This is a genomic window from Variovorax sp. WS11 (assembly GCF_010499245.1).
Classification (GTDB): Bacteria; Pseudomonadota; Gammaproteobacteria; order Burkholderiales; family Burkholderiaceae_C; genus Variovorax.
The window spans coordinates 4,151,501-4,168,421 of sequence record NZ_JAAGOW010000001.1 but is presented as its reverse complement, the minus strand read 5'-3'; the positions used below and the strand labels follow the sequence as shown (position 1 = coordinate 4,168,421).

The following is a 16,921-nucleotide window of genomic DNA, read 5'->3' as shown; positions in this document are numbered from 1 at the left end:
CTGAAACCATGACCACGAACATTCCCCCACGACGCGACTTCCTCCGCAAGACCGCCGGCACCCTGGGTGCCGCGACCGCGCTCACCGTGCTGCCGCCCTCGATCCGTCGCGCACTGGCGGTCGAGGCGCACAACAAGCACCGCAGCATCGAGGACGTCCAGCACATCGTCATCCTGATGCAGGAGAACCGCAGCTTCGACCACTACTTCGGCACCATGCGCGGCGTGCGCGGCTTCGGCGACCGCTTCCCGATTCCGCTGGCGAGCGGCAAGTCGGTATATTTCCAACCCAACCCCACCGGCGGCGCGGAGATCCAGCCCTTTCGCCGCGATTCCAGGACCGGCAGGGCGCTGATCGGATCCGGCACGCCGCACAATTTTCCCGATCAGCAGGCGGCGTGGAACCAGGGGAAGATGAATCGCTGGATTCAGTTCAAGAACCAGGCGACCATGGGCTACTTCCTGCGCGAGGACATTCCATTCCAGTTCGCGCTGGCCGACGCCTTCACGATCTGCGACGGCTATCACTGTTCCATCCTCACCGGCACCGACCCGAACCGCATCGTGTTCTGGTCGGGATCCAACTTCAACCCGGAACTGCGCAAGCTGGGCATCAACAGCACGCACACTGATTCCGAGCCCGTCAACTCGCGCTGCTGGCCCAACCCATCCAGATGGGTCGCGGACAGGGCGCAGCAGGCAGACGGGTCGGGTCAGATCGATCCCGCAACGGGTACCTACAACTACAAGTACGTCAACAACGCCTTCAAATGGGCGACGTTGCCGGACGTCCTGCAAAAGGCGGGCATCAGCTGGCACATCTACCAGAACATGAACAACAACTGGACGGGGGCCATGCACGGATGCCTGGCCTTCCAGAGTTTCCGCACCGCGCAGCCGGGTTCGCCGATCTATGAGCACGGCCTGACGGGCGGCCCCGCGACGGCTGACGGCGCTGTCAATTTCCTCGCCCAGCTCAAGCAGGACGTGATCAACGACACCCTGCCGCAGGTCTCGTGGGTGCTGCCTACGCAGGCCCTCGCCGAGCATCCCGGCAGCAGCGAAGGCACTGCGGGCGCCGCCGACTTCATTTCGGACGTGCTGGACGCGCTGACGTCCAATCCGAAAGTCTGGAGCAAGACCGTCCTTTTCGTGACCTTCGACGAGAACGACGGCTTCTTCGACCATTTGGCGATGCCGGCAGTGCCGTCGTATGACGCCAATGGCAACCTGATGGGCAAGTCCACCGTGGCGCTGGACGGCGAGTATTTCGACGCCTCCGTGGGCAACTACCTGAACGTCAACGACACCACCAGCGGCAAGATTCGCCCGTGGGGCCTGAGTTCGCGCGTGCCGATGTACGTGGTGTCGCCGTGGAGCAAGGGCGGCTGGGTCGATTCGCAGGTGTTCGACCACACCTCCGTGGGCATGTTCCTGGAGCAGCGTTTCGGCATCACGGTGGACGCCATCAGCCCGTGGCACCGCGCAGTCTGCGGCGACCTCACCTCCTGCTTCGACTTCGTCAACCCGAACGACCCGGTCTTCCCCAAACTGCCCGACACGAGCAACTTCCCCGCGATCAATGCGGCGCAGAGGCTGCTGCCCACGGCCCCCATCACCACTGCGCCCGCCACGCCGCAGCCGCTGTTCCAGGAGACCGGCGTGCGCCCGTCGCGGGCGCTCCCCTACGAGCTGCACACCAGCGCGCGGGTGGAGTCGCGCGGCATGCTCTCGCTGGTGTTCGCCAACAGCGGCAAGCAGGGTGCGGTCTTCCACGTCTACGACAAGCTGCACCTGGACCGCATCCCGCGCCGCTATACCGTGGAGGCCGGCAAGACGCTCACCGACACCTGGAACACGGGCCTCTCCGACAGCGGCAAGTACGAGCTATGGGTCTACGGCCCCAACGGCTTCGTGCGCAGCTTCAAGGGCGATGCGCTGTTCCACGACACCGCGGACTTCCAGCCCGAGATCCAGATCGGCTACCAGGCCCACAGCGGCGATCTCCACCTGAGGGTGCGCAACAGCGGCAAGGAGGCCGGCAGCGTGACGATCACGTCCAACGCCTACCGCGACGATGGCCCGTGGACGATGAAGAAGATCAAGCCGGGCGAGACCGAGGCGCAGCACTGGAACCTCAAGAAGAGCGGCGACTGGTACGACTTCACCGTCACTTCCAGGAACTTCGAGCGCCGCTTCGCCGGCCGCGTCGAGACCGGCAAGCCGGGCGTCAGCGATCCCGCCATGGCGCTGCACCTGCAGGGCTGAAGCCGAGGCTCCAGGGGCCGCTGCCGCTTGCCGCACAATCCGGCGCTCGAGCCAACTCGAGCATTCATCCGGAGACATCGACATGAAGACAAGCACCCTGGGCCTCATCGTGCCGCCGGCCGCAGGCCTCGTTCCGATCGACGGACAGGCGCTCTACGGCGGGCGCGACGTGCGCTTCATCGCGCGCGGCCTCGGCATCCCGGGCATCTCGCCCGAAGGCTTCGACACCGTGGTGGACCGCATCCTCGCGCTCGCGGCCGAGCTGCGCGACGCCGGCGCCGAAGCCATCTCGCTGATGGGCACCTCGCTGAGCTTCTACCGCGGCCTGGCATTCACCGACGCACTGCGCGAGCGCATGCAGGAGGCCACCGGCCTGCCCTGCACCACCATGAGCCACGCGATCGTCGACAGCCTGCGCGCGCTCGGCATCCGGCGCGTCGCAGTGGCCACCGCCTACATCGACACCCTCAACCAGCGGCTGGTGGATTACCTGGCGAGCTGCGGCATCACGGTGACGCACATCGAGGGCCTCTCCATCACCGGCGTCGAAGCCGTCGGCCAGGTGCCGGGAGAAACGCTGATGGCGCTGGCCGAGCGCACCGTGGCTGCCGACCGCTCGGCCCAGGGCTTGCTGATCTCCTGCGGCGGCCTGCTGACCTTGGACCTCCACGTGCCGCTGGAGCGCCAGCTCGGCATTCCCGTCACCTCGAGCTCGCCCGCCGGCTTCTGGGACCTGATGCGCACCGGCGGGCTCGACCCCGCCTCGCCCGGCCACGGCCGCCTGTTCGCACCCGAGTCCGCGCCCGAGTCCGCGCTTGAACGAGCCGCTTGACCTCGCCACGCTGCGCGTGATCGTCGCGGCGGCGGAGCTCGGCTCCATCAGCGCCGCCGGCGACCGCCTGCAGCTCGCCGTGGCGGCCGCGAGCGCGCGCATCACCGCGCTCGAGGAGGCGCTGGGCCTGCGCGTCTTCGAGCGCTCCTCGCGCGGCGTGCGGCTCACGCCCGCCGGCCAGATGCTGGTGCGGCGCGGCCGCGAGATCCTGGTCGACATGGACCGCCTGTCGGTCGACCTGCACGACTACGCCAAGGGCCTGCAAGGCCACGTGCGGCTGGCGGCCAACACCTCGGCCATGCTGGAAGTGCTGCCGGCCAAGCTCGACCGCATGGCGCGCGAGCATCCGCTGATCCGCATCGATGTGGTGGAGCACGGCAGCCTGGACATCCCGCTGCTGCTGCTCGAAGGGCGAGCCGACCTCGGCATCGTGGACATGGCGCATGCCCCGCACGGCATCACCCTGACCGACTGCTTCTCCGACACGCTGGTGCTGGTGGTGCCGGCCGGCCACGCGTTGGCCGGCGCCGCGCCGCTGGCGCTGGAGCAGGCGCTGGACGAGCAGTTCATCGCCCTGCACGACGGCACCGCGCTCTCCAGCCGGCTCATGCGCTCGGCCTCGCAGGCCGGCAAGGCGCTGAAGATCCGCATGCAGATGCGCAGCTTCGACGCCGTCTGCCGCATGGTCGCGGGCGGCCTGGGCGTCGCCGTGCTGCCGCTGCAGGCGATAGGCCCGCAACTCGCCAGCCTGCCGCTGGCCGCGGTGCCGCTCACCGACGCCTGGGCCGCACGCACGCACCGCATCGCGCTGCGCAGCGGGGTCGAGCCCTCGCCGGCCACGCTGACGCTGATCGACTTCCTGCTGCGCTGACCGCCCGCCCGCTCCGGGCAAACCCTTGATTTCGTGCTTCGCGAAAGCAGGCTTCGCGCAGGATGCTTGTGAGCGCCGGGACGGCCTTCCTACACTGCGCCCAACCCTGGAGACACGCCCCATGAAGATCACCCGCGTCGCGGCCACGCCCCTGCACCTGCCGGTTTCGGTGGAGGCGGCGGGCCGCAGCAAGACCACCTCGCTCTCGCTGTGCCTGGTCGACGTCGAGACCGACGAAGGCCTGGTCGGCACCGGCATGACCGCCATCACCGAGGAGGAGGTGATCGCCTCGGTGGTCAACGACATCGCCGCCCATGCGCTCGTCGGCATGGACCCGCTGCGCCACGAGCAGATCTGGGAGCGGCTCTACTGGCTGCTCACGCCGCGCGGCCAGTCGGGCTATGCGAGCCATGCCATCGCCGCGCTCGACCTTGCCCTGTGGGACCTGAAGGGCAAGGCCCTGGGCCAGCCCTGCTGGCGCCTGCTGGGCGGCGCGCGCGCCGAGGTGCCGGTGTACGCCACCTTCGGCTTCGCCTTCTTCGAGCGCGACGAGCTGGCCGCGGCGGCGCAGAGCTGGGTCGAGCGCGGCTTCAAGCGCCTGAAGATGACGGTGGGCCACCATGGCCTGGCGCGGCGCGACGAGCCGCGCCCGCTGGACGCGCTGATCGCCGAGGACGTGCAGCGCATCCGCGCCGTGCGCGAAGCGGTGGGGCCCGAGGTGCAGCTCTACATCGACGCCAACTGCAGCCTCGACTACTTTCACGCGCTCTCGCTGGCGCAGCGCATCGAGGAGTACGGCATCAGCTTCTTCGAGGAGCCGGTGTCGCAGAACGACATCCCCAACCTGGTGAAGCTGCGGCAGAAGACCTCGATCCCGCTCGCCGCGGGGCAGAACGAAGGCCAGGCCAGCCGCTTCCGCGACATGCTGGTGGCGCAGGCGGTGGACGTGGTGCAGCCCAATGCCTGCATCACCGGCGGCTTCACGCAATGCATGCGCATCGCCGGCATGGCCTCGGCCTTCAACGCGCGCTTCGCCAACGGCGGTGCCTGGCCGCACCACAACATGCACCTGCATGCGGGGCTGGCCAACGGCTCGCTGGTGGAGTACCACTCGGTGGCGGTGGACTGCTGCAAGCTGGTCTTCGATGACCTGCCGGTGCCGAGCCAGGGCGTGCTCGCGCTGCCCGAGAAGCCGGGCCTGGGCTTCGAGCCCAACCGCAAGCGCGTGGCCGAGCTCGCGAAGCGGCCCGGCTCCCGCGGCGCCGGCAAAGCCTGAGAACTCACGAGCGACAACAAGATTCCGGAGACAAGACGATGAAGCCATTCACTCCTCACCGCCGCGCGCTGCTCGCACTGGCCGCCACCCTGCTGGCCGGCCACGCAGGCCTCGCCGCGGCACAAGGCGCCTACCCCGACCGCCCGATCCGCCTGCTGGTGGGCTACTCCGCCGGCGGCGGCGTCGATGCAATGGCGCGGCTCATCGCGCCGCGCCTGTCGGCCCTCTTGGGCCAGCAGGTGGTGGTGGAGAACCGCGCCGGCGCCGCGGGCGTGATCGCGGGCGACGCGGTGGCCAAGGCCGCGCCCGACGGCTACACGCTGCTGCTGGGCGACAGCTCGACGCTGATTGCGAAGTACATGCAGGCCAAGCTCACGTTCGACCCGGTCAAAAGCTTCGTGCCGGTGGCGGGCCTGTTCAAGTCACCGCTGCTGATCGTGGCCGGCAACGACTTCCCTGCCACCAATCCGCGCGAGCTGGTGGCGGCGCTCAAGGCCAGGCCCGGCTTCTATTCCTTCGCCACTTCGGGCGTGGGCACGGTGCAGCACCTGGGCTTCGAGATGATGAAGGGCCAGTCGGGCACCTTCGCGCTGCACATCCCCTACCGCGGCGCGGCGCAGATCGTGCCCGACGTGATCAGCGGCCAGGTGCCGCTCGGCGTGGTCAGCGCGACCGCCGGCCTGGCGCAGGCCAAGGCCGGCAAGCTGCGCGCGCTGGCGATGATGAGCAACGACAAGCTCCCGGGCGCCGAAAACGTGGCCGCCCTTTCGACCGCGGTGCCCGGCATCGACGTGGCACCGCGCCTCTTCCTGCTGGCACCCGCCGGCACGCCCGATGCCATCGTCGACAAGCTGGGCGAGGCGGCGCGCAGCGCCATGAGCGCACCGGACCTCCCGCAGGCAGCGGCGCTGCAGGGCGCCGTGCCGGACTTCATGCCCTCCGCTGCGCTGGCCACGGCGATGGCGCAGGAATCGGCGCGCTGGGGCAAGCTGATCAGCGAACAGAAGATCTCGGCCCAGTGAGCGTCATCACGAACATCGAGGACCTGCGCGTCCTCGCGAAGAAGCGCGTGCCGCGGATGTTCTACGACTACGTGGACTCCGGCTCCTGGACCGAGGGCACCTACCGCGCCAACGCCGCCGACTTCGGCCGCCTCCAGCTGCGCCAGCGCGTGGCGGTGAACATCGAGCAGCGCAGCACGCGCACGACGATGGCCGGCATCGAGGTCGCGATGCCGGTGGCCATCGCGCCCACCGGCATGACGGGCATGCAGCATGCCGACGGCGAGATCCTGGCGGCCAGAGCGGCGGAGAAGTTCGGCATCCCCTTCACGCTCTCGACCATGAGCATCTGCTCCATCGAGGACATCGCGGCGGCCACGAGCCGGCCCTTCTGGTTCCAGCTCTACGTGATGCGCGACCGCGACTTCATGGCGCGCCTGATCGACCGCGCCAAGGCCGCAAACTGCTCGGCCCTGGTGCTCACGCTCGACCTGCAGATCATCGGCCAGCGTCACAAGGACTTGCGCAACGGCCTGTCGGTGCCGCCGAAGCTGAGCCTGGCCAATCTCGCGAACATGGCGAGCAAGCCGCGCTGGTGCCTGGGCATGCTGGGCACGAAGCGACGCAACTTCGGCAACGTGTTCGGGCATGTGAAGGGCATCGAGACCATGCGCTCGCTGTCGGAGTGGACCAACCGGCAATTCGATCCCACCCTCTCATGGGCGGACATCGACTGGATCCGCAAGCGCTGGGGCGGCAGGCTGATCCTCAAGGGGATCCAGGACGTGGAGGACGCACGGCTGGCCGTGGATTCGGGCGCCGATGCGCTGATCGTCTCCAACCACGGCGGCCGCCAGCTCGACGGCGCGCCCTCCTCCATCTCGGCGCTGCCCGCGATCGCCGAGGCCGTGGGCCACCGGATCGAGGTGCACATGGACGGTGGCATCCGCAGCGGGCAGGACGTGCTGAAGGCGCGGGCCCTCGGCGCCCGCGGCGTCTACATCGGCCGCTCGATGCTCTACGGGCTGGGTGCGATGGGCGAGGCCGGGGTGACGCGGGCCCTGCAGATCCTCCATCGCGAGCTGGACCTCACGATGGCCTTCTGCGGGCACACCGATATCGAGAAGGTGGACGGGCGGGTGCTGTTGGCCTAGGCCGAGATTCCCCCAAGCGCGAAGCGCGTTTGCCTTTGCACGACAAGGACTTGGCGTGAGATCGGGGTTCCGACTTCTGTCTACAGGCGGATCTGCTGGATGAGGTCGAGCGCGCGCTGCTGCTTGGCGTTGGGCGTGGTGAGGACCTCGAAGGTCGGCGCCTCGGGGCCGGCCTGTGGGGCTCGGCAGGTATTGCGCGCGATGGTGGCGAGCTCGGCCATCAGGGTGGAGAAGCTGTGCACGGGCGTGCCGTCGTCCAGGGTGTGGCGGGCTGCCTTGGCCAGCGCCGCCTTGGAACGCGTGGCCGGCGCCACCGGGTCACGCGTGGCCTTGGCGCGCCGGTCGGTGTCGGCGAACATCAGCGGCGCCCAAGCCTCGCGCATGTGCCACTCGACGTAGTAGGCCAGCATGCACAGGAAGATGTGAGCCCGTACCCGATCGGCGGTGCGGTGGTGGATCGGGCGCACCTTTAGGTCGATCGTCTTGAGCGAGCGGAACGCGCGCTCGACGTTGGCGAGCGCCTTGTAGTTGCGCACGCAGTCGGCCGAGTCCATCTGTGTGGGCGGCACCGACGTACGGATGATGTAAATGCCGTCCAGCGCCGCCTCGGCGGCAATGGCGTCTGTCTTGCGCGCGAAGGTAAAGGCGGTGTCGCCGATGGCCAACTCGAAGTGCTTGGCCATCTTGTACTGGTTGATCACCTTGCCCACGCGCAAGCCGATCTCATCCTTCCCGGCGAGCTTGCCCGCGTCCACGCGGGCCTTGATCTTCTCGAGGTTGGCCTCGGTGGCCGCCAGTAACTCCTCGCGCTTGTGCGTGCGCAGCTTGGCAAGCTCCGGATTGCGGCATGCCACCAGGCGCTCGCCCGGATAGTCCGGCGAGCTCAGCTCGAGCAGATTGCGCTCGTCGAACAGGTCCAGTTGCAGCTGCCCTTGCTCGACCAGCGCGCGGATCGAGACGCTCTTCAGCGCCGTGATCCAGGCGATGCCGTCGCTCTCGCGCATCTCGTCAATGGCCTTGTTCGAGATCATTCCGCGGTCGCCCACCATCACCAGCTGCTCGATGCCGAAGTCCTCGCGCAGCCGCTTGACCTCGGGCATCAAGGTCTGGCTGTCGGCGACGTTGCCCTCGTGCACCGACACGGCCAGCGGGCAGCCGCGCGCATCGGTGAGCAGGCCGTAGTTGACCTGCAGCAGGCCCTTCTTGCCATCGCGGCTGTAGCCAAGCTTGGCCAGCGGACAGCAACTGCCCTCGAAGTAGCTGGAGGACAGGTCGTACAGCACCAGGCCACCGGGGCTCAGATGGCGCGAGGCGAGCTTCTTCTGGATGCGATCCTGGCGCTCGAGCAGCCAGTCCATCGCCGCATACAGATCATCCTCATCGGCGTCGGCGACACCGAAGTCCTCGGCCAGTGTCGTGGTGTGCCACCAGCGCGTGGTGGCGAGCTTCGTGTGCGGGGCGACGATGCGCGCGGCCACCATGGCCAGCACCAGCGCACGCTCGGCGCAGGGCTTGGAGGCCAGCAGCGAGGCCATCTCCAGGCTGGCCATCGCGGCGCCTGCTGCCTGCACATGGCCGTGGGGACGCGAGCGCGTGATCTGGAACGCCGAGGACACGGGCACGAAGGTCTCGCCCTGCAGCGAGCGCCGGATGATCTCGATGAGCTCATCGGGCAGGTGCGACAGGTTGCCCAGGGTCTCGTTCTTGACCTTGCCGTCCTCGCGGTAGCTGCGGCGCAGCAGATGGGTGCGATAGACCTGGTCCTTGTAGGTGCGCGTCGTAGTGACGACATGAGCGGTACCGGTTCGGGCTGCCATGGAAACAACTCTAGTCACATATCATCAAACTTCAAGTCAATTTAGTGACTACATGTATCATCCAAAAAAATCCTCCAGAGAGGAGGATTCATCAGCAGCGACAAGCACTTGCCGTAGTTGGAGTAACTACAGAGGGCGGGAACTTCGGCCTAGGCAGCGCCGGCCCGCACATGGGTCAGCGAGACTTACCCGGCAGCCCCACGCGGCCGCAGGGGTGAGGGTTGAATCAGACGGAACGCGGCGATGGTGCCTGCGTGATCTCTTCGCAGATCACCGGGCCGGGCGCAGGAAGCGCCGCGGGCCCTCGCGGGTTCTCGTCGATGTGCATGGCGGCCTGCAGCGCGGCGACGGCCGCCTCGGCATCGCCCTGGCTGGCAGCATGCACGCGCGCGAGCGGCTGGCCCTTCCGGACGCTGGCTCCCAGCGGCAGCACCTGCGTGAGCCCGACGCGCGTATCGATGCGATCGCCGGCGCGACGCCGTCCGCCGCCCAGCGCAACGATGGCCAGCCCGATGGCGCGCACATCCGTCGCCGCCAGCACACCGTCCTGCAGTGCCGGCACATCGCATTGCACGGGCGCAGCCGGCAGCTGCTGCACGGCCTGCCGCAGGTCGCCCGCCCCGCCCAGGCCTGCCACCATGCGCGCAAAGCGCTCGGCAGCCGCGCCGCTGTCGAGCGCACGCAGGGCCTGCGCCCGGGCCTCGGGCATGCCGGCCGCGAGGCCGCCCAGGCATAGCAGCCGCGCCGCCAATGCCAGGGTCACTTCGAGCAGACGCGGTTCGCGCTCGACGCCGCTCAGGAAATCGATCGCCTCCCGCACTTCGACCGCGTTGCCCGCGCTGTGGCCCAGCACTTGATTCATGTCGGTGATCAGCGCCTGCGCCGGCAGGCCGGCACCCGATGCCACTGCCACCAGGCTGCCGGCCAGCGCGCGTGCGTCGTCGAGCCCCGGCATGAAGGCGCCGTTGCCGACCTTGACGTCGAGCACCAGCCCCTGCAGGCCGGCCGCGAGCTTCTTGGAGAGGATGCTGGCGGTGATCAAGGGCACCGATTCGACCGTGGCCGTCACGTCGCGAATCGCATAGAGCCGTTTGTCGGCGGGCGCCAGCGTGGGGCCGGCGCCGACGATGGCGCAGCCGGCGTCGCGCAGCACCGCGAGCAGCGTCTCGCGCGACGGCTCGACGCCGTAGCCGGGAAGCGATTCGAGCTTGTCCAGCGTGCCGCCGGTATGGCCCAGGCCGCGGCCGGAGATCATCGGCACCACGCCGCCGCAGGCCGCGACGATCGGCGCCAGCATCAGGCTCACTTTGTCGCCCACGCCGCCGGTGGAATGCTTGTCGAGCACGGGGCCCGGCATGTCGGGCCAGCGCAGCACTTCGCCGGAATGCGTCATGGCGCGGGTCAGGGCCACGCATTCGCCGGGATCCATGCCGTTGAGCAGGATCGCCATCGACAGCGCCGCCGCCTGGCCCTCGCTCCAGCTGCCGTCGATCAGGCCGCGCACGAAGGCCTCGATCTGCGCCGGCGCGAGCGCATGGCGGTCGCGCTTGGCGCGGATGACCTCGGCCGGCAGCAGCATCTCAATAGTCCCCTGGCGCGGATGGCTTGCCGGCGCTGCCCTGCTGCAACAGCACCGCCTCGATGTCGGCCAGCAAGCTGCTGGCGCCGAAGCGCAGGCGCGTCGGCGTGAGAGCCGGCTCGCCCAGCAGCTCGCGCACCAGCGCGATGTAGACCGCCGCATCGGCCACCGTGCGCACGCCGCCCGAGGCCTTGAAGCCAACGGCGTCCCGCCGCGCATGGGCGGCGATGGTCTCGAGCATCAGGCGCGCGGCCTCCGGGGTTGCGCCCGTGCCCGTCTTGCCGGTGCTGGTCTTGAGGAAGTCGACGCCGGCGTCAAGCCCGATGCTGCAGGCCTGGCGGATCAGCTCGGGCGCCGGCAGCTCGCCGGATTCGATGATGAGCTTGAGCGTCTTGCCCACGCATGCCGCGCGCACGGCCGCGACCAGCGCCGCAGGGCCGGCCGCATCGCCCGCAGCGAGCGCGCGCCAGGGCAGCACCAGGTCCACCTCGTCGCCACCGGCATCGAGGATGGCCTGCGTCTCGCGCAAGGCGCGCCCGGTGTCGAGCGCGCCGTCCGGAAAGTTGGCCACGGCCGCGACCCGGATCGATGCCGGCAGCGCGGCCCTGGCCTGCGCCACGAAGCGCGGCCACACGCACAGCGCAGCCGGCGAGCCCGCCGGGCCTTGCGCCTTGGCGCACAGGGCATCGATGGCGGCCGCATCGTCGTTGTCGTCGAGGCTGGTCAGGTCCAGGCAGGCCAGTGCGAGGCGGGCGTCGCGAATCATGTCTTGCGGGCTCATGGTCTAGTGTGCTGTCCCGCGAATAGCTCCACATGAAATCGCGCCTTTCGCGCCATGGCGGCGTTGCAAATCCTCGCGATACCTTCGGGTATCGCTGCGGTTTGCGCCTTGCCCTGGCACGAAATGCATCGATTTCATTTGTGGAGCTATTTGCGGGACAGCACACCGGGAAGATGCATCGGGCCGAAGCTCGCGGGCAGCAACTCGCCCAGGGTATAGCGGCCACGCACCGCTTGCAGGTCGGCAGCCCATACCGGCGTGTCGTCATCCGCGAACTCGCGCAGCTTCTGGCGGCAGCCACCGCACGGGGTGACGGGCGCATCGGCCACGCCGACCACCACCGCCGCCAGCACCCGCGTGCCACCGGCCAGCACCAGGTGCGCGAGCGCCGATGCCTCGGCGCACTGGCCCTGCGGGTAGGCCGCGTTCTCGATGTTGCAGCCCGCGTGGACACGGCCGTGTTCGTCCAGCAGCGCGGCACCCACCGCGAACTTCGAATAAGGCGCATAGGCGCGCTCGCGGGCGGCGCGTGCCGCGTCGATCAACTGCGCCATCGAGGTCTGCGAAACGGCCACGTCATCGCTCCTTCACATACGGGATGCCCAGCGCCTTGGGCGCTCGCGCCTTGCCGACGAAGCCGGCCAGCAGCACCACCGTCAGCACGTAGGGCAAGGCCTGGATCGCCTGCACCGGCACGGCGCCGACCAGCGGCAACGCAACGCCTTGCAGCCGGATCGACACCGCATCCAGAAAGCCGAACAGCAGGCAGGCCAGGAAGGCGCCGACCGGATGCCACTTGCCGAAGATCATGGCGGCCAGCGCCATGTAGCCGCGGCCGGCCGTCATGTGCGGCATGAATGCAGGATTCTGCGCCAGCACCAGGTAGCTGCCGGCCAGCGAGCACAGCACGCCGTTCAGCATCAGCGCGCGATAGCGCAGCGCGGTGATGGAGACGCCCGCCGCATCGACCATGGCCGGGTTCTCGCCGGTGGCGCGCAGGCGCAGGCCGAAGCGCGTGCGGAACAGCAGCCACCACACGGCCGGCACCAGGGCGATGGCCAGGGCACCAGCACCCGCTTCCGAACCTCAGCAGCGCACCGACGGCGAGCAGGCTCGCCTCGCCGGCGTCGCCCCACGGCGCGGATCGCCATGTCGGGCAGCGGGGGCGTCTGGCCGCCCTGCTGGAACCAGGCGATGCCCAGCACTACCGTCAGGCCCGCGGCCGTCATCGTGATGGCCATGCCCATCACGACCTGGTCGCCGCGATGGGTCACGCAGCCGAAGCCCTGCAGCAGCGACAGCGCCACGCCGACGAGGAGCGACACCGCCAGGGCCAGCGCCAGCGAGCCGCTCAGCGCGGCGACGCTGCCGGCGGCGAAGGCGCAGGAAAGCATCTTGCCTTCGAGGCCGAGATCGATCACGCCCGAGCGCTCGGCCAGCGTGCCGGCCAGCGCGCACAGGATCAGCGGCGTCGCCACGCGCAGGGTCGAGGCGAGCAGCGTGCCGAGCGCGACTTCATCCATCGCTGCTCCCTTGCGCTGCAGCAGCGCGCGGCGCACGGCGCGTCGCGCGCCACAGCCGCGCCAGCGTCGGCGCGGCCACCTGCGACAGCGCACCGGAGAACAGCACGATCAGCCCCTGCAGCGTGAACACCATGTCGCGGCTGAAGCCGGGGATCTCGAAGGCCAGCTCCGAGCCGCCCTGGTAGAGCGCGCCGAACAGCAGCGCCGCCAGCACGATGCCCACCGGGTGGTTGCGCCCGATCAGCGAGACCGCGATGCCGGCGAAGCCCGCGCCCACCACGTACTCCAGCAGCAGCCGGCCGTGCACGCCCGCGATCTCGTTGATGCCCACCAGCCCGGCCAGCGCCCCCGACAGCGCCATCGACACCATGATCTGCACCCGCGGCCGCATGCCGCCGTAGTGCGCCGCCTCCGGCGCATGGCCGACGGCGCGGATGGCGTAGCCGGCCTGCGAGCGCCACAGCAGCAGGTACACCGCCACGGCACTGGCCAGCGCCAGCAGCACGCTCAGGTTGAGCGGCGAGGCCGGCCACTCGATGCCGATGGCGGCGAGCGCCTCGTGCATGCCGGGCACGCGCGCCGAGGGCGCGAAGGCGCGGCTCTCCACCGTCATGTTGCCGGGCTCCTTGAGCACGTCGACCAGCAGGTAGGCCAAGAGCGCCGAGGCGATGAAGTTGAACATGATGGTGGTGATCACCACGTGGCTGCCGCGCCAGGCCTGCAGCGCCGCCGGCACCGCGGCCCAGGCCATGCCGAACAGCATGGCGGCGCCGATCATCAGCGGCACCATGGCCCAGCCCGGCAGGTACTCGTCGAAGGCCAGGGCCGCCAGCGCGGTGCCCAGGCCGCCCATCATGGCCTGGCCTTCGCCGCCGATGTTGAAGAGGCCCGCATGGAAGGCGACCGCGACCGCCAGGCCGGTGAAGACGAAGGTGGTCGCGTAATACAGCGTGTAGCTCAGGCCCATGCGGCTGCCGAAGGCGCCCTCCACCAGCAGCGCGAGCGCCTGCCAGGGGTCGTAGCCGACCACGGCGACCACGATGCCGCAGGCCAGCAGGGCCAGCGCGAGGTTGACCAGCGGCAGGACCAGGAGGTCGATCCAGCGCGGCAGCTCGGCGGCGGACGAGCTCACCAGGCAAGCTCCGCGCCATGCGCTGCGGTGCTATTCGACTTGGGAGCGGTGCGGCGTCTCATTCCACGGCGACCTCGTCCCCGGCGCCGCACATCAGGCGGCCCAGCGTGGTCTCGTCGCACAGCGCGACCGGGCGCTCGCCGACGATGCGGCCAACCGCCATCACTAGCACGCGGTCGGCCAGGGCCAGGATCTCGTCGAGCTCGGAGGACACGACCAGTACGGCGCCGCCGCCAGCGGCCATGGCGCGCAGGCGGCCGTGGATGAACTCGATGGCACCGATGTCGACCCCGCGCGTCGGCTGGCCCACCAGCAGCACGCGCGGCTTGGGCGCGGCCTCGCGCGCCAGCACCAGCTTCTGCTGGTTGCCGCCTGAGAACTTCGCGCTGCCGAGGCGCGCATTGCGCGGGCGCACGTCGTACTCGTCCATCATCTGCGCGGTGTCGGCCTGCATGGCCGCGTGCCGCATCCAGCCGTGGCGGTTGTAGCGCGGCCGGCGCTGGTAGCCGAGCACGGCCGATTCCCAGGCCGCGAAGGGCAGCACCAGGCCGCGCCGGTGACGGTCTTCCGGCACATGGGCAAGGCCGGCCTCGCGCGCGGCCTCGGGGTCGAGCCAATGCTGCGGTGTGAAGGTCTGCGCCCCCAGCGCCAGCGTGCCGGCCTGCGGCACCAGCATGCCCGACAGCACCTCCAGCAGCTCGCTCTGGCCGTTGCCCGAGACGCCCGCGATGCCGACGATCTCGCCCGCGCGCAGCTGCAGCGAGACATCGGCCAGCCGCGGCGTGCCTTGCGCGTCGCGCCAGCCCAGGCCGCGCGCATCGAGCAGCGGCGCTCCGCTCGCCGCCTGCGCGGCACCGGCCACCCGCCCCGTCTGCACACGGCGCCCCACCATGGCCTGCGCGAGCGCGTCGACGCTGGTGTCGGCGATGGCGCAGTCCAGCACCACGGCGCCCGCGCGCATCACCGTCACGGCGTCGCACAGCGCCATGATCTCCTTGAGCTTGTGCGTGATCATCAGCACCGTGGTGCCGCGCGCGCGCAGGGCGCGCAGCGTGTCGAAGAGCTGCTCGGTCTCCTGCGGCGTGAGCACCGCGGTCGGCTCGTCGAGGATCAGGATGCGCGCGCCGCGAAAAAGCGTCTTGAGGATCTCCAGCCGCTGCCGCTCCCCCACCGGCAACTGCTCGACCGGCAGGTCCAGCCGCACCTGCAAGCCGCTGCCCTGCATCAGCGCCTCCAGGCGCGTGCGCACCTGCGCGCGGGCGCTCGGCAGCCGCCAGTGCGGCTCGGCGCCGAGCAGGATGTTGTCGAGTGCGGAAAAGGGTTCGACCAGCATGAAGTGCTGGTGCACCATGCCGATGCCCAGGGCAATGGCGTCGTTCGAGCCGCGGATCTGCACGGGCTTGCCTTCGATCTCGATCTCGCCGCTGTCGGCCTGGTAGAAGCCGTAGAGGATCGACATCAGCGTGCTCTTGCCGGCGCCGTTCTCGCCCACCACGCCATGCACGGTGCCGGCCGGCACGTTCAGCGTGACTTCGCGGTTGGCGTGGACCGCGCCGAAGCGCTTGTCGATGCGCGTCATGCGCACCGCGGGCGCGGGCCTCTCGCTCAAAGCTTGCAGCTGTTGTCGGCCATGTAGTCGACCACCTTGATCTTGCCGGCAATGATGTCGGCCTTGGCGGCGTCGACCTTGGCTTTCATGTCGGCGCTCACGAGCTTGGCGTTGTGCTCGTCCAGCGCGTAGTCGACCCCGCCTTCCTTCAGGCCCAGTGCGGTGACCCCAGGCGTCGGCTTCTTCGCGGCGTTGTACACCGCCACGTCGACGCGCTTGACCATCGAGGTCAGCATGGTGCCGGGCTGCATGTGGTTCTGGTTGCTGTCGACGCCGATGGCCAGCTTGCCCGCATCCTTGGCGGCCTGGTAGACGCCCGAGCCGGTGCCGCCGGCGGCGGCGAAGACCACGTCGACGCCCTTGGCGAACTGCGCCTTGGCCAGCTCGCTGCCGCGCGTCGGGTCGCTCCAGGCGGCGGGCGTGGTGCCGGTCATGACCGAGCTCAGCTCGACCTTCGGGTTGGCGTACTTCGCACCCTGCTCGTAGCCGCACTGGAACTTGCGGATCAGCGGGATGTCCATCCCGCCCACGAAGCCGACCTTGCCGCTCTTGCTGGCCAGCGCCGCCATCATGCCGACGAGGAAGCTGCCCTCGTGCTCCTTGAACACGATCGATTCGACATTGGGCAGCTTGACCACCGAATCGATGATCGCGAAGTTGAGCTTGGGGAATTCCTTGGCCACCTTCTCTAGGCTGCTGCCCTGCGAGAAGCCGATGCCGATCACCGGGTTGGCGCCGCGTCCCGCCATGCGCCGCATGGCCTGCTCGCGCTGTGCCTCGTTGGCGATCTCGAAGTCGAGATAGGGCTTGCCGCTTTCCTTCTTCCACATCTCGGCGCCGCGGTAGGCCGCCTCGTTGAAGGACTTGTCGAACTTGCCGCCCATGTCGTAGACGATGGCGGGCTCGGCGCCTGCGAGGGTGGCGGCGCAGGCCGCGAGAGCGAGGACGAGGGCCTTGTCGAGTTTCATGGTGCGCATCCCCAGCAATCCGGCTGTTAAGAATTTCTGCCGCGTTGCACCTCTGCCGTCGAGGCCCGCCGCAGGCCCCCAAGGAGCCCCGGGGCAGGATAGCAAGACTTG

15 protein-coding genes are annotated in these 16,921 nt (G+C 69.4%); 6 read left to right on the top strand and 9 right to left on the bottom strand.

Annotated elements, in window-relative coordinates; genetic code table 11:
• Positions 1-8: 8 nt before the first annotated feature.
• The 6 genes from GXN78_RS20365 to GXN78_RS20340 all read left to right on the top strand — a co-directional run bounded on the left by GXN78_RS20365 (position 9) and on the right by GXN78_RS20340 (position 7,401).
• Complete coding sequence (locus GXN78_RS20365) at positions 9-2,267, top strand: phospholipase C, phosphocholine-specific (RefSeq protein WP_106556586.1); 2,259 nt, start codon at positions 9-11, stop codon at positions 2,265-2,267.
• A gap of 82 nt (positions 2,268-2,349) precedes the next feature.
• Positions 2,350-3,099: an aspartate/glutamate racemase family protein gene (locus GXN78_RS20360; RefSeq protein WP_106556587.1), complete on the top strand. Its 750-nt coding sequence runs from the start codon at positions 2,350-2,352 to the stop codon at positions 3,097-3,099.
• Positions 3,083-3,970, top strand: coding sequence for a LysR substrate-binding domain-containing protein (locus GXN78_RS20355; RefSeq protein ID WP_106556588.1), 888 nt, complete (start codon positions 3,083-3,085; stop codon positions 3,968-3,970). Before GXN78_RS20360 ends, GXN78_RS20355 begins: the two co-directional genes overlap by 17 nt.
• A gap of 121 nt (positions 3,971-4,091) precedes the next feature.
• Positions 4,092-5,246, top strand: coding sequence for a mandelate racemase/muconate lactonizing enzyme family protein (locus GXN78_RS20350; RefSeq protein ID WP_106556589.1), 1,155 nt, complete (start codon positions 4,092-4,094; stop codon positions 5,244-5,246).
• A 38-nt stretch (positions 5,247-5,284) separates the two neighbouring features.
• Positions 5,285-6,268, top strand: a complete 984-nt coding sequence (locus tag GXN78_RS20345) for a tripartite tricarboxylate transporter substrate-binding protein (protein ID WP_106556590.1) — start codon at positions 5,285-5,287, stop codon at positions 6,266-6,268.
• Positions 6,265-7,401 (top strand): alpha-hydroxy acid oxidase, encoded by a 1,137-nt coding sequence (locus GXN78_RS20340; protein ID WP_106556591.1) that lies wholly within the window; start codon positions 6,265-6,267, stop codon positions 7,399-7,401. Before GXN78_RS20345 ends, GXN78_RS20340 begins: the two co-directional genes overlap by 4 nt.
• Positions 7,402-7,481: 80 nt before the next feature.
• On the opposite strand, the gene GXN78_RS20335 is transcribed toward GXN78_RS20340, so the two are convergent.
• The 9 genes from GXN78_RS20335 to GXN78_RS20300 all read right to left on the bottom strand — a co-directional run bounded on the left by GXN78_RS20335 (position 7,482) and on the right by GXN78_RS20300 (position 16,810).
• Positions 7,482-9,218, bottom strand: coding sequence for an IS1634 family transposase (locus GXN78_RS20335; RefSeq protein WP_106561502.1), 1,737 nt, complete (start codon positions 9,216-9,218; stop codon positions 7,482-7,484).
• A gap of 226 nt (positions 9,219-9,444) precedes the next feature.
• Complete coding sequence (gene deoA / locus GXN78_RS20330; RefSeq protein ID WP_106554957.1) at positions 9,445-10,797, bottom strand: thymidine phosphorylase; 1,353 nt, start codon at positions 10,795-10,797, stop codon at positions 9,445-9,447.
• A gap of 1 nt (position 10,798) precedes the next feature.
• On the bottom strand, positions 10,799-11,578 hold the full coding sequence (gene deoC / locus GXN78_RS20325; RefSeq protein ID WP_106554958.1) for a deoxyribose-phosphate aldolase: 780 nt from the start codon (positions 11,576-11,578) through the stop codon (positions 10,799-10,801).
• 146 nt (positions 11,579-11,724) lie between these two features.
• Positions 11,725-12,153, bottom strand: coding sequence for a cytidine deaminase (locus tag GXN78_RS20320; protein WP_239142780.1), 429 nt, complete (start codon positions 12,151-12,153; stop codon positions 11,725-11,727).
• A gap of 1 nt (position 12,154) precedes the next feature.
• Positions 12,155-12,616, bottom strand: a complete 462-nt coding sequence (locus GXN78_RS41970) for an ABC transporter permease (RefSeq protein ID WP_275407575.1) — start codon at positions 12,614-12,616, stop codon at positions 12,155-12,157.
• A complete protein-coding gene (locus GXN78_RS41965; RefSeq protein ID WP_275407574.1) occupies positions 12,499-13,101 on the bottom strand; it encodes a hypothetical protein in 603 nt (200 codons plus the stop codon). Before GXN78_RS41965 ends, GXN78_RS41970 begins: the two co-directional genes overlap by 118 nt.
• Positions 13,094-14,233, bottom strand: a complete 1,140-nt coding sequence (locus GXN78_RS20310) for an ABC transporter permease (protein ID WP_106554959.1) — start codon at positions 14,231-14,233, stop codon at positions 13,094-13,096. The genes GXN78_RS41965 and GXN78_RS20310 overlap by 8 nt, the downstream gene beginning before the upstream one ends.
• Before the next feature lie 58 nt (positions 14,234-14,291).
• Complete coding sequence (locus tag GXN78_RS20305) at positions 14,292-15,842, bottom strand: ABC transporter ATP-binding protein (RefSeq protein ID WP_239142779.1); 1,551 nt, start codon at positions 15,840-15,842, stop codon at positions 14,292-14,294.
• A complete protein-coding gene (locus GXN78_RS20300; protein WP_106555121.1) occupies positions 15,839-16,810 on the bottom strand; it encodes a BMP family ABC transporter substrate-binding protein in 972 nt (323 codons plus the stop codon). Before GXN78_RS20300 ends, GXN78_RS20305 begins: the two co-directional genes overlap by 4 nt.
• Between the last annotated feature and the right edge of the window lie 111 nt (positions 16,811-16,921).